At 37.0% G+C, this 12,939-nt stretch carries 13 protein-coding genes; 3 read left to right on the plus strand and 10 right to left on the minus strand.

What is annotated here, in order from left to right:
* Positions 1-144 precede the first annotated feature (144 nt).
* Positions 145-861, plus strand: coding sequence for a BsuPI-related putative proteinase inhibitor (locus AC3EA5_RS13345; RefSeq protein ID WP_488608783.1), 717 nt, complete (start codon positions 145-147; stop codon positions 859-861).
* Between the two features lie 161 nt (positions 862-1,022).
* Positions 1,023-1,538 carry a YhcN/YlaJ family sporulation lipoprotein gene (locus AC3EA5_RS13350; protein WP_488608784.1) on the plus strand — a complete coding sequence of 172 codons (516 nt, stop codon included), beginning with the start codon at positions 1,023-1,025 and terminating at the stop codon, positions 1,536-1,538.
* Between the two features lie 293 nt (positions 1,539-1,831).
* Here AC3EA5_RS13350 and AC3EA5_RS13355 read toward each other — a convergent pair whose 3' ends face one another.
* The 4 genes from AC3EA5_RS13355 to AC3EA5_RS13370 form a co-directional block, all read right to left on the minus strand.
* The gene (locus AC3EA5_RS13355; RefSeq protein WP_488608785.1) at positions 1,832-2,311 is read right to left on the minus strand and encodes a metal-dependent hydrolase; all 480 of its coding nucleotides are present in this window, start codon (positions 2,309-2,311) and stop codon (positions 1,832-1,834) included.
* A gap of 168 nt (positions 2,312-2,479) precedes the next feature.
* A complete protein-coding gene (locus AC3EA5_RS13360) occupies positions 2,480-3,772 on the minus strand; it encodes an ATP-binding protein (RefSeq protein WP_488608786.1) in 1,293 nt (430 codons plus the stop codon).
* A 170-nt stretch (positions 3,773-3,942) separates the two neighbouring features.
* Positions 3,943-4,611 (minus strand): alpha/beta hydrolase, encoded by a 669-nt coding sequence (locus AC3EA5_RS13365; protein WP_488608787.1) that lies wholly within the window; start codon positions 4,609-4,611, stop codon positions 3,943-3,945.
* 42 nt (positions 4,612-4,653) lie between these two features.
* On the minus strand, positions 4,654-4,842 hold the full coding sequence (locus AC3EA5_RS13370; protein ID WP_488608788.1) for a helix-turn-helix domain-containing protein: 189 nt from the start codon (positions 4,840-4,842) through the stop codon (positions 4,654-4,656).
* A gap of 353 nt (positions 4,843-5,195) precedes the next feature.
* Here AC3EA5_RS13370 and AC3EA5_RS13375 point away from each other — a divergent pair, with 353 nt between their 5' ends.
* A complete protein-coding gene (locus AC3EA5_RS13375) occupies positions 5,196-5,783 on the plus strand; it encodes a biotin transporter BioY (protein ID WP_488608789.1) in 588 nt (195 codons plus the stop codon).
* 65 nt (positions 5,784-5,848) lie between these two features.
* On the opposite strand, the gene AC3EA5_RS13380 is transcribed toward AC3EA5_RS13375, so the two are convergent.
* The 6 genes from AC3EA5_RS13380 to AC3EA5_RS13405 all read right to left on the minus strand — a co-directional run bounded on the left by AC3EA5_RS13380 (position 5,849) and on the right by AC3EA5_RS13405 (position 12,913).
* Positions 5,849-6,478, minus strand: a complete 630-nt coding sequence (locus tag AC3EA5_RS13380; RefSeq protein ID WP_488608790.1) for a DUF2238 domain-containing protein — start codon at positions 6,476-6,478, stop codon at positions 5,849-5,851.
* Positions 6,479-6,711: 233 nt separating this feature from the next.
* Positions 6,712-8,166: a carbon starvation CstA family protein gene (locus AC3EA5_RS13385; RefSeq protein ID WP_488608791.1), complete on the minus strand. Its 1,455-nt coding sequence runs from the start codon at positions 8,164-8,166 to the stop codon at positions 6,712-6,714.
* Between the two features lie 133 nt (positions 8,167-8,299).
* Positions 8,300-9,031 (minus strand): LytR/AlgR family response regulator transcription factor, encoded by a 732-nt coding sequence (locus AC3EA5_RS13390; protein ID WP_488608792.1) that lies wholly within the window; start codon positions 9,029-9,031, stop codon positions 8,300-8,302.
* Positions 9,032-9,034: 3 nt separating this feature from the next.
* On the minus strand, positions 9,035-10,771 hold the full coding sequence (locus tag AC3EA5_RS13395; RefSeq protein WP_488608793.1) for a LytS/YhcK type 5TM receptor domain-containing protein: 1,737 nt from the start codon (positions 10,769-10,771) through the stop codon (positions 9,035-9,037).
* A 690-nt stretch (positions 10,772-11,461) separates the two neighbouring features.
* On the minus strand, positions 11,462-12,184 hold the full coding sequence (locus AC3EA5_RS13400; protein WP_488608794.1) for an amino acid ABC transporter ATP-binding protein: 723 nt from the start codon (positions 12,182-12,184) through the stop codon (positions 11,462-11,464).
* 18 nt (positions 12,185-12,202) lie between these two features.
* Positions 12,203-12,913, minus strand: a complete 711-nt coding sequence (locus AC3EA5_RS13405; RefSeq protein WP_488608795.1) for an amino acid ABC transporter permease — start codon at positions 12,911-12,913, stop codon at positions 12,203-12,205.
* Positions 12,914-12,939 lie beyond the last annotated feature (26 nt).

A 12,939-nucleotide genomic window follows, 5' to 3' on the forward strand; every position in this document is an offset into this window, starting at 1 on the left:
CAAAAATCATTTGATACATGATACGAGATGACGCCTATGAAAGTTTCAACGTTATCCTTACAACACATAATTATTTTAATTTTGTTGTAACTCTTCTACTCTTACTACGGACTAATATATATAAATGAAGGGTGGTTTATTCCAATGAAGAAATTGTGGAAAATGATGATGACTGCTGGTTTAGTTTTATTGTTAGCCGCTTGTGGAACAACTGGCGAAAGTGATGATTCGAAAACAGGAAGCAACAATGAAAACAAAGGGATTGTAGCAGGTGCTGTAGTCCCAAGCTTAATTAAGAATGAAGCAGGTGATCATCAGTACGTCTTCCAGCTTAAAAATGACACAGAGAAAGATGTAACCTTAACGATGAACAGTGCTCAATTTTTCGATTATCAGCTAATTGATGAAAACGGTGATGTACTTTACAAGGACTCAGAGAACAAAATGTACACGCAAATGCTTCAAGAAAGCGTATTGAAACCTGGCGAAAAGCTTGAAATGGATGTTAATGCCTCAGAAGGCCTCGCTTCCCTAGCAAATGGGACTTATACACTTGAGGTATGGTCAACTGCAGAGGAAGCAGAAGACTGGAAGGTATCTGAGGAAATCATTTGGGAAGGTGCTACTGCTACAACTTTAAGTGATGCGAAATTAAAAGTTGAAGAAGAGGTCGTCACTTATAATGGACGCCAAGATTTAAACTCCATTGAAGTGGTCAATGAACAAAATGAGATTGAAGCAATGCGACTTGCCGAAGTAGCAAGACCATTTTTCGATGATTTGGAATCGAAAGTGAAAATTAGAGTTTTCTACGTCATCATTGATGGACAAAAAGTAATTCAATCGGCTGAATTAGAGTAGATATACTAAAGTTAATTTTGAATAGTGTTTTAACAAAAGCGACTGAGTGCTTCCTTTCAGTCGCTTTTCTCATTGATTTTCATCTGTATCCCCAAATAAAACCATGAGTAAAGGACAAATATATGACCAACCTAAAGCATCAAACTATTTGGAGGTACAAAATGAAGAAATTATGGATACTCCTTTCAACCCTTATTCTTTGTTTAGCGCTATCAGGGTGTGGGACACAAGAAGCGGACGAAACAACAAATAATAATGCCAACAATGCGGAGCCCGATGAAACCTTGAATAACGAAATGGAAAATGAAGATGAAATGGACGAAGCAAATTTAGAACGAGCCGAAGAAGCTGAGAAAAAGGTGACGGAATTAGAAGAAGTAAAAAGTGCAACAGTCATTATTACAGACAACAATGCCTATGTAGCAGCGGTATTAAAAGATGATTTATCAGAAGTAGTAGAAGGTTCCGAAGAAATTGAGCAAATTAATGCTAAAATTGGTGATCAAGTAAAAGCGACAAATACGGATCTGGAAAACGTATATGTTTCAGTGAATCCCGACTTTGTTGATCGAATGACTGACTACGCTGATAAAATCGAAGCGGGTGAACCAATTGAAGGTTTAGGTGAAGAATTCAGCATGCTTGTTAAGCGTATATTCCCTGACGCTGCTAATTGAAGTGGTTTAAATTGGTTTTCTATTTAAGCATGGATTAGGATTCGAAATTTTATCGTATTTATACAAAAAAACCTGCATTTTTTGCAGCTTTTATCTGTAAAAATCGAGTTCATATTTTATGCACAAAAGAAGAAGAATATGGTCGGCATTTCTAAAGACTTCAGCGGAATAAAGAAACAAGCTAAACCTTCTCTACTTAGCTGTCTTAGACAGATGAGCAGAGGAGGCTAGCGTTTCTTCCGGGGAAAGTGAAAGAAATAGCCGACCACTTTCTTTTTTGATCGAGCATAACCTTAAAAATAATAACCAAATGCTTCGTATCCAAAATATACGGATATCAAAGACAATGCTGCCAATACTACTTCTTCTACTTTCCCACCAGTTCGTGTGGTCACAGGAAAACGCACTCTAATTGTAAATGGGAAAAATAATTTAATTCCATTTTTTGTAGACATGTCTAAAATGAAGTGGCTTATCATACCAACTAAAACCCCTACAGTAACCGCTTCATTTAATGCATACGTATGTAAAAGTGCTGCGACAATGACCAAAAAAAGCAAACTGTGCGTGAATGAACGATGTCCAAACAAAATGTTAATCAATTTCGATAACAATGGAAACGTTCGACCGATTTTACTACCTCCATGACAAATGTCAGGGATCAGTCCACCGACAACTCCCGCTCCTACTAAAAGAACGGGATCGTAATTGGTAAACTGTGAAACTGCAAGACTTGCTGCCAATCCGCCAATGATGTGAGTCTTTCCTGTCATGCACTTTCTCCTTTATATTCGAATAATTGATAAATGTAGATAACTCCATACCGCTGCCGCAAGCTATCCACACACAACTCTACACGAATGTGATTCAACTAAAAAGCGGCTGAAGATGTAAATTCAGCCACTTTTTTATATGAAATATAGGAAAAATTACGTCTTGAATTACTGCACCACTGGGAATTCAATTGAAAATAAAGTCCACTTTCCGACTTCACTATCTACATTGACTTGCCCACCCATTCCTTTTATTAAACTAAATGAGACCATCATGCCAAGACCAGTCCCGTTTTCCTTTGTGGTGAAATACGGTTCGCCTAATCGATTAATTTGGTGCTGACTCATACCTTTGCCCTCATCCCGGATCTCTATACGTACTGATGAATAATCAGATGATAAATTAATCTCTAATTCCCCTCCAGCATGCATGGATTCAATGCCATTCTTTACAATATTTATTAAAGATTGTTGTAATCTCCTTTGGTTACCTAAAATATAGCACTCAATATATTCAACTTTTGAAGTTTTGAGTTGAACGTTGCTCATATTGGCTAACGGAGTTAATATATTCACTACATTTTGGACTTCAACACAAACAGAAATTTTCTCCATAGTTTCAGGAGCGGGTTTTGCAAATGTTAAGTAGTCATTAATAATATTAGAAGCTCGATCCAATTCTTGAATGGCAGTTCCAATGTAATTTTTCAAATGTGGGGAGGTTTCTTCTTGATGTGAAAGTTGTAAAAATCCTTTACAAGTTGTTAAGGGGTTTCTCACTTCATGAGAAATACTCGCCGCTAAATGACTGACTACTTTTAGTTTTTCTGCTTTCATCAACTTCTCTAATAAATCAGCATTCATGCGTATGATTTCTATTAGAAACGTCCCCATTAACGTTGCGATAATATTAACTGCAAAATATTGGATCCAAATGGAAGTTGGTAATTCCAACAAAGCAAACTTTGTAATTAAAAGATAGGTTAACTGAATTGATACGGCAACTAATAGTCCACTTATGACAAGCTTTTTATTCAAAGTCATTTTGACATAATACTTTGATACGATACTTAAAAAAACCGTCGACGCGGTGAAGGATAACATGGAAATATAAAGCCCAATATCTATTCCTATAAAACCACGAGTAACAATAAGAAAAGCCAATAATAGCATACCAATTCTAGGTCCTCCATATAGTACGCCTAAAATAAACGGAACTCTTCTCAAATCAAAAATTAATCCATCCCCTATAGAGAACGGAAAGACCATACATAATCCAATTGAAAGCATCGAAAGGATTGTAAATAAAATATCTTTTAATTTATCAATTTTATAGACAAACCTTAGAGAATAAAACAATTGTAATAAAAACAACGGCAAGAGGATGAACAAAAAATTAATAAGTAAATCCTTAGTGAGAAGCTCCATATTGGCACCGTACCTTTTATCGAAATTTGACACCCTATCAAATCATTTGTTGAATAATAGTTTTTGAATATTCTAAATTCAGATTATCACTTTTGATAACACTTGAATACTATTTCCTATGAATTCTATAATGATTTTTTAAAGATAATAGACAACTGAAAAAACACCGTCACGGAAATTTTCCATGACGGCATTTTTCATATTCACTTATTCTCAATCATCGTTTTTTTCACAAAACTCTCGATATCTCCAATGACTTTCTTTAGTATATCGATTGATCCAAGCGTGTCACCTTCGAACTGCATTCCATGATTAATTTGAGGAATCAGCGAAGATACGATATTTGGGTTTTCTATCATGCGCTCATAACGAGGTACCACATAATTTCGATCATTGGTTCCCATAAAGCATAAAGCACTGTGCTCACTATGAACCATAGCTTCTAAAACTTCATCTCTTATCAGTAATGGAGTTAACCAAATGATTTTAGCATGTTCAAATTCGGGTTTATTAATAATCGCGCTTAACCCTATGGTTCCTAATGATTTGGCAACTAGATAGTATTGATCATAAGATGTATCTGCGAGAACGCTTTCTAGTACCTTTGTTACATCATATTGGACTGCCTCGCAAATCTCTTCCATACTGAAATCATCATAAGCTTTTTCTTTGTACTGATAATCTATTTCCAATAGATCAGTCGCATGATTCATGAAAACATCTTCTGTAAAATGAAATAATGGGCGACTATTCGTATACCCTTCTCCCGGTAGGAAAATGGCTAATTGGTTCGAAGTTTTTTCATGTTTAATAAACCTATATGGTACCTCTAATCCTTTAAAACCTGTGATTGAATTATTAATTCCCTTCATAAGTCCCCCTCCAAATCTTTCTTTCTCTAATGTACGAATTGTTTACTCTACGCTAACTGACTCGGCATTTTGCAACCACATATCAATCGCAAATTTAGAATAATAGACTTTGTTGCCAATCTTCACATAAGGTAAGATGCTCGATGAATATCCCTCTCCTCCGATCGGACCTAACTTATACATTTCTTCCTGATCGATTCCTAAATAGTTGGCTACTTCTTTTGTTGTCATGAGTTGTGCTTTAGAAAAGTCTGCTTGTTCAATTGTTGGAGTTTGTATTGGTTCATTTACTGCCCTTAAACCATCCGCTATTAACCAGCTACCAATAAGAATGCAGATACCTAAACTAACAATTGAAATGGCAATGAAATTTTTTTCATTTTTTTATCCTTCTCTCTATCGACTCTTTAGTACATATTGGAAACAATAGATCTTTTATACATTATACTCATTTTCTAATTATTAGAAATATAGTTATCTGAATTATATTCATTAATTTTGTGTTAACTAAATTAAAAATTAAGTTGACTTATAATTTAAACTTCAATTATACTGATGCTAAATTGACTTAATGGAGGTTTAACATGACGAGTTCTACAGCAACTAGATCAACCAATCATTCACGCACATTACAACTGGTACAAACGGCGATGTTCGCTGCATTAATGATGATCGGCGCTAATATTGCTTCCTTTTTAATTATCGGTGGCGTTCCTATTACACTTCAAACATTTTTCGCTATTTTAGCAGGGATGTTACTTGGCAAACGCCAAGGTGCTATTGCCATGTTGGTATATGCTCTTATCGGTTTAGCAGGTTTACCTGTCTTTGCACAATTTTCTGGCGGATTAGATACGATTCTCAGCCCATCATTTGGATTTATTATTTCTTTCATTTTTGTGGCTTATATTGCAGGATATATTGTAGAAAAGTACCCATCAAAAGTTGGATTCGTTGTTGCTGGCTTAGCTGGCCTTGTCTTCAACTATGTATTCGGCACAAACTGGATGTATGCAGCCTATAAACTTTGGTTTTCAGCACCTGAAGGATTTTCATACAAAATGGCTTGGGCATGGATGGTCGTTCCATTGCCAAAAGATTTGATATTAGCTGTTTTAGCTGGACTATTTGGCTACCGACTAAAACCAATTTTACAAAAGCAAAATAGTTAAATTCACTTTTGCGGGATTGCTATTGTCTAATTAAAAAACACCCCAACTATGCGCAATCCTTGCGTCTAGTTGGGGTGTTTTACCTTTTCCAATTGCTTGTTGAGTAATCTTGAAAAAATGGCTAAAGCTAAAATTGAGCCAACCAAGGCAAGGAACATGTCCCATTGAGCATCCCATTTGTCTCCTTGCATTCCTAAAAAATCTTCTTTTTCTTTTTGGGCATATGGCAACTTTGTACTCAACCACTCCACGATTTCATAAAGCGCTGCAATAGCAAGGATGATACTAATGGTAATTCCACTTAGCCAAGCATCCCTTTTTAATAACGTTTTCCTTACCAAAATCTCCATTACAACAATTGCCGACAAACCTTTTAGGAAATGCCCGAATCGATCATAATGATTCCGCTTTAAATCGTATGTATCTTGTAGCCAATTAAATAGAGGCACTTCCGAATAGGTGTAATGACCACCTATGAACGTCAAAATAGATAAGACAGCAATAATCGTATAGGAAAGTGTCGTTAATCGGAACTTTCGATAAATAGCGATTAAGATGATCAAGACAACGATTGATGGACTGGATTCAGCGACCCATGTCAAAAGTTCTTTTGGTTTAATCACAGACCAAATTAATACGGCGATCACTAGTAAAAGTAATGAAAAATGAACTTTGAATTTAGGATCAGTCCTCACGAAATACACGCTCCTTTACGCTTTCAAGTATGCGTAAATAGAGAGTTGCATATACATCATCTACATTTCTTACCCAAACCCCCGAATCGCAAATCTTCGCTGAAGAAGTTTTGCTTTAATTCAATAGCCTATTGAAATAATACATATCTTTTTAGATAGAAAAAGAGGCCACCCTTTAAAGTCATTTTTCATGACCTTATGGGACAGCCTCTTCTTCATGTATTCATTGTTATTTATACTGTCTTAACTCCCCATCCTGATACATCTTCCTCTAATGGAATTTGATCAGCTCGGGCTTTATTTGCCGCTACGAAGAACAATGCTACTAATGCAATTGTTATTACCGATGCTCCAATATAAGCTACATTCATTGGTAATCTAAATCCAATTTGTGCATTAAGAATATAGGTCATTGTTGTGTAAAGCATAAACGTTCCTGGAATAAGAGCAACCCAGTAGTTTTTCTTCGCAATGTATAAATACATCGCACCTACAAACAACGCAATAACAGCGGTCGTTTGGTTTGCCCAAGAGAAATATCTCCAAAGTAGTGTAAAGTCGATTTTTGTTAAAGCAAATGATAAAACGAATAATGGAAGCGCAATCCATAAGCGACTTAGCACTTTACCTTGAGCTAATTTAAAGTAGTCTGCAATAATCATTCGAGCACTTCTAAATGCAGTATCTCCAGAAGTGATTGGAAGAATGATTACTCCCAAAATCGCTAGAGTTCCTCCAACAGCTCCAAGTAACATAGTCGATGCTTCACTAACGATCATTGCTGGACCGCCAGCTGCTAATAATTCATTCAAACCAACAGGACCATTGAATAAAGCCATACCTGCTGCAGCCCAAATCATCGCAATAACACCTTCTGCAATCATCATGCCGTAGAAAATTTTACGCCCTTGTTTTTCAGACTGAGTCGTACGGGAAATAATTGGTGTTTGTGTCGCATGGAAACCTGATAATGCTCCACATGAAATCGTTAAGAACAACAATGGGAAGATCGGGATATTATCAGGATGCAAGTTAGACAATGTCAATTCAGGAATGTCAGCTCCTGTAAATATCATGCCACCACCAACACCTAAAGCACTAATGATTAAAAGTAATCCAAATAACGGATAAACTCGACCGATGATTTTATCAATCGGTAATAAAGTCGCTAAAATGTAGTAGATAAAAATAGCTGCCAAGATATAACCCATTGCCATCCAACCATCCATTAAGTTGTATAGCAAGCCAGCTGGAGCTGTAACGAAAACTGTCCCAACTAATAGTAGTAAAAGAACAGCAAATGCATTTACTACATGTTTCATGATTTTACCTAAGTATTGACCTGCTAATTCAGGTAGATGAGCACCTCGGTTACGGATAGATATCATTCCTGTTAAGTAGTCATGAACCGCACCAGCAAAAATAGCACCGAACACAATCCAAAGGAAAGCAACAGGACCGTATAAAGCACCCATAATCGGACCGAAAATAGGTCCAACTCCTGCAATATTTAATAATTGAATTAATGAGTTCTTTGTCGTAGACATTGGAACATAATCGACTTCATCACTCTGCACATAAGCAGGTGTTGCACGATCTTCCTTTACACCAAACATCTTTTCAATAAACTTACCGTATGTGAAATAACCGACCACTAATAGCACTATTCCTAATAAAAACGTATACAATGAAAACGCCCCTCTCTAATATGAAATCGCTTTCATTTATAGTAATTGAAATTTTCAATCAATAGGGCGTTTTTAGTTATCATGCTAGATTACGAGTTTGACATGCGGAATTAGCGTAATAAGATGCAAAGTTTCACATTTCCAATCTTTGTCTTAATCCTTTGACATAATTACGACTGACGGATAATTTCTCATCCCGACTTGTTAATTCCAAGTGATACGCGCCATTAAACCATGGAGTTAGACGACTCACATATTTCAAGTTCACTAAATACCCTTTATGAATCCGGAAGAAGGAAAATGGGGTTAACCGACTTTCTAATTCTTTAAGTGCTGTCTTGACTTCGTATTCACACTTTTGAGTAATAATTATTGTGACCTTTTCTTCTCGATACATGTACAAAATATCTTCAATATGAACGTAGTCAATCTCTCCGTCTTTTTCAACCGCTAACTTTCCTAAGTTACTAGCAACATCCACCTTCGCTTGAGGAATTAAATTCTTTTCTACTCTCGAAATCGCTTGTTTTAACTGGTCTTCATCGTAAGGCTTCAATAAATAATCAACCGCATTAATACGAAATGCTTCAGCTGCAAACTGAGGATAGGCTGTGGCGAAAATAATAAAAGGCATATTTTTTAGTTCAGATAACGCCTTTGCAACTTCCATTCCATTCATTTTAGGCATTTCTACATCAAGAAACACTAAATCTGGTTGTAGTTGAATTGTTTTCATTACAGCTTGATCGCCAGAATCCGCTTCTCCAATTACTTGAATAGAAGGAAATTGATTAAGAAGAAAAACGAGTTCCTCCCGCGCATAACGTTCGTCATCTACCACGAGTGTTCGTATCATCGTCCCCATTAACTATTCTCCCTCCATTTTCGGTATGCGGAATGAAACACATGTCCCTTTATTGTCCTCACTTTGAATTTTCAAAGCCGCTTGTTCGCCAAAAGTCATAATTAAACGGCGATTAACATTGTATAAGCCCATTCCGGTTCCGATTGTTGAATCGATTTGAGTTGACCCTAGAACCGACAGTCTTTCTGGCGGAATGCCGAATCCGTTATCATTTACTCTAATTTCAATTTCAGTGCCTATATCCTGAATAGAAATGTTAACTATACTGTCCTTTTCCATGTCTTTTATTCCATGCTTAATCGCATTTTCAACAATGGGTTGCAACGTAAGAGGTGGAATCATTTCATTTAGAATACGTTCATCCACTTCTGAAGAAATCGTTAATTTATCCACAAAACGTGCTTCCTCTATTTGAAGATACGCTCTAACATGCTGTAATTCTTGTTCCAATGAAACCTTAATTGCTGTAGTACCTTCTAAATTTTGACGCAAAAAATAGGAAAGCGATGTTAATAATTTACGTGCTTTATCGGGATTCGTCCGAATAAGAGAAACAATAATATTCATTGTATTAAACAGAAAATGAGGACTAATTTGCGCTTGAAGTGCTTTAATTTCAGCTTCTTTCGCTAACTGATATGCTTTTTCAGCATTCGCTATTTCCAGCTGATCACTTAACAATGAGCTTAAGCCTACAATCAGTTCAACACTGACGTCTGTTATGGCTTTTTCTGAAGGATAGTAAACCTTGAGTGTTCCAATGGTTTCTCCACGTTGTTTGAGCGGTGCAATGACAGCTGCACCAAGAGAGCACTCTTCTTCTGCGCAATGAATCGTACGATCATTCGCTACGACAAGCTCGCCATGTTTAAGTACCTCGTTCGTAATTTGAGTTTGTATAGGGCTATTCGCTTTATGATGATCATTCGCTTGTCCCACATGTGCTAATATTTCAGTTTGACTCGTCATGGCAACAGCACTTGGCGATAATTCTCTTTGCAAAATGGTACATACAGCAAGTGCGGTGTCATTATTCATACCTTTTCGTAAATACCCCAATGTTTGATTGGCAATACGCAACGTTTTTTGCGCCTGCAACGCGGTATCTTTTTCTTGATTGCTAATGACGTTATAGACAATCAATAGAAAAATTGCTGTACCGATTCCATTTGCTAAAATCATAGGAATTCCAATAGCTTGTACTAAAGATAGAGCTTGTTCAAAGGGGTTCGCTAACAAAAGAATCAAACTCATTTGAATTGCTTCTGCAAAAGCACCAATTGCAAATGCGGTGATTGGTTTAATATCTTTTCCTCTTTTATAAAATGCGCCTGCTACAATCCCTGAAACAATAGTTGAGATACCACATGCAATGCCTGTGAACCCGCCTAAAGTCATCCTGTGAATACCAGCGATTAAACCCGCTCCGATTCCAACTCGGTATCCTCCAAGTAAGCCAGCAACTACGACGCCAATAACACGAGAGTTAGCAATCGCTTCGTCTGATGCAATCTCAATTGCGACACTGTTAAATTGGTGTGTTACTGTGTTAAACGCGACACCAAAGTATGTTCCAATTATCCCGAAAAAACCGAAGAACACAATCGCGGTGACTTCCTGTTTCCGATTAAGTTTATTGTAATGAATCATGTTTTTAAAAAAGCCCAATCGCGTTAAAATGAAGGCTACTGCAACAATCATCCCAACTCTCTCCAACATAATGACCATTAAATCGAGCATGAAATGACTCCCCCTTCACAAGTGAATTTCTTTTGAATAAAGTATACTCCTTTTCGAGGATGATTTTCATGTTATTTTCAGTCAACTAATTTAGTTATAAACTAGGAATAAAGTGGCTGATTTCCATTGCTGCGGACGCTTTCCGGGAGGCACGGCTTTAGCCGCTTCCTTCGCGATGCTCAGTCCAGGGTCTAAAGTTCGTGCTGATCCCCTCGGAGTCGCCGCCTCCATTTCAATCTGCAATAGTAATAAAAATAAAAAACAAATAGACATCAAAATAAATGGTACAAGCTATTACTTTTCTTACATTCGCACCCTAAAACATTTGCTTTCTAGTCAGTTAACAAAAAATTCCACTTACACAAGCAAGTGAACGTAAATCGTTATTTTACTTGTTAATTAGATTCTTTGAAGACCGCTACAAATTATTACGCTATATTTATAAAAATAACCAATATAATTAATAGTCCCTCTTATTTTAATCACTTCAACTAACGATTCTGTACAAACTATCTTAATAGAAAAGTGGTCGGCTATTTCTGAAGACTCCTGCGGAATAACGAAACACGCTAGACCCCACAGGTTCATCTGAACCGAGGAGGCTGGCGTTTCGTCCGCGGAAAGCGAAAGAAATAGCCGACCACATTCTTTTTACGACCAAGACTTAACCCGGTCGCTTGCTTAACAATTTTAAAGAACTTTACTCAGAAACGATTTTGTACGTTCGTGCTGAGGGTTATCAAAGATTTGCTCAGGTGTTCCTTCTTCAACAAGGAGTCCTTGGTCCATAAATAACACGCGGTCACACATTTCCTTGGCGAATCCCATTTCATGCGTAACAACAACCATTGTCATACCTTCATATGCCAGTTGCTTCATAACATCTAAAACCTCGTTGACCATTTCAGGGTCAAGTGCAGAGGTGGGTTCGTCAAACAACATGATTTTCGGTTGCATAGCAAGTGCTCTCGCAATGGCCACCCGCTGCATTTGTCCTCCTGAGAGTTGTTCGGGATAAACATTTGCTTTGTCTCCGAGTCCGACCTTCTTAAGCAGTTCATGAGCAAGTGCTTCAGCGTCTTTTGGTGCCATTTTCTTGATTTTTATCGGAGCAATTGTGATGTTTTCCAATACACGCATATGAGGAAATAGGTTAAATTGCTGGAATACCATTCCCACGTTTTTACGAATGGCATTAATATCGGTAGCGGGATCGTTCACTTTTACCTTATCAATATAGACGTCTCCAGCCGTGACATCTTCCAGCAAATTAATACATCTCAAAAAGGTACTTTTACCAGATCCACTTGGTCCTATTACACAAATAATTTCTTTTTCTTTTACTTCGTAATCGATACCTTTTAGAACTTCTAACTTGCCAAATGATTTATGCAGACCTTGGATCTTAATCATACATTCACCCTCCTTACCTTACCGCCGTATTGAAAACATTCCTTTTTTCTGCTTTGGCACAAAACTATTACTAAATCGATTTTCGACATAATTAATTAACTTGCCGAAAATGAAAGTCAGTATTAAGTAAAGAATAGCCACCGTAATGTATGGTTCCCAAAAGCGATTATAAGCACCTGCCACTACTTTTCCTGCATAGAGGATATCACTTGCAGCGATTACGGTTACAAGGGATGAATCCTTTAATAAAGCAATTAATTCATTCCCAAGAGGAGGAATCATACGTCGCAATGCTTGCGGGAGAATAATGTGTTTCATCGCCATATTATTAGGCATTCCAAGTGACCTTGCTGCTTCCATTTGACCTTTTTCAATCGACTGAATTCCTGCTCGAATAATCTCAGCATTGTATGCAGCACTATTTAAAATTAGGGCTACGGAACCCGATACAAAGTATCCTAATGAGTGTCCAAAGATACCAGGGATAATTGCTAAATGTATTAAAAGAATTTGAACAAGTAATGGAGTACCCCTAAAGAAATCTACATAATATTTACTCGGATAATATATCCACTTCTTTTTCGATAGTTTTCCCATTCCTAGAAATAATCCTAAGACAATTCCACCTAGATACCCAACAATGGTAAGACCTAATGTAATCCAGATCCCTCGAATAAATAACTCTCTATAGTTCCAAATAATGTCCCATCTGATATCTGGAAAATCCAACTCCATCACCCCCATTCCCTTGTCAG

Source organism: Paenisporosarcina sp. (genome assembly GCF_057785155.1).

Coding starts and splice junctions, on each gene's coding strand:
- AC3EA5_RS13400 (WP_488608794.1), bottom strand. CDS start 12,184: ATGATTAAGATCCAAGGTCTGCATAAATCATTTGGCAAGTTAGAAGTT.
- AC3EA5_RS13355 (WP_488608785.1), bottom strand. CDS start 2,311: ATGACAGGAAAGACTCACATCATTGGCGGATTGGCAGCAAGTCTTGCA.
- AC3EA5_RS13370 (WP_488608788.1), bottom strand. CDS start 4,842: ATGACAACAAAAGAAGTAGCCAACTATTTAGGAATCGATCAGGAAGAA.
- AC3EA5_RS13375 (WP_488608789.1), top strand. CDS start 5,196: ATGACGAGTTCTACAGCAACTAGATCAACCAATCATTCACGCACATTA.
- AC3EA5_RS13350 (WP_488608784.1), top strand. CDS start 1,023: ATGAAGAAATTATGGATACTCCTTTCAACCCTTATTCTTTGTTTAGCG.
- AC3EA5_RS13390 (WP_488608792.1), bottom strand. CDS start 9,031: ATGGGGACGATGATACGAACACTCGTGGTAGATGACGAACGTTATGCG.
- AC3EA5_RS13345 (WP_488608783.1), top strand. CDS start 145: ATGAAGAAATTGTGGAAAATGATGATGACTGCTGGTTTAGTTTTATTG.
- AC3EA5_RS13395 (WP_488608793.1), bottom strand. CDS start 10,771: ATGCTCGATTTAATGGTCATTATGTTGGAGAGAGTTGGGATGATTGTT.
- AC3EA5_RS13365 (WP_488608787.1), bottom strand. CDS start 4,611: ATGAAGGGAATTAATAATTCAATCACAGGTTTTAAAGGATTAGAGGTA.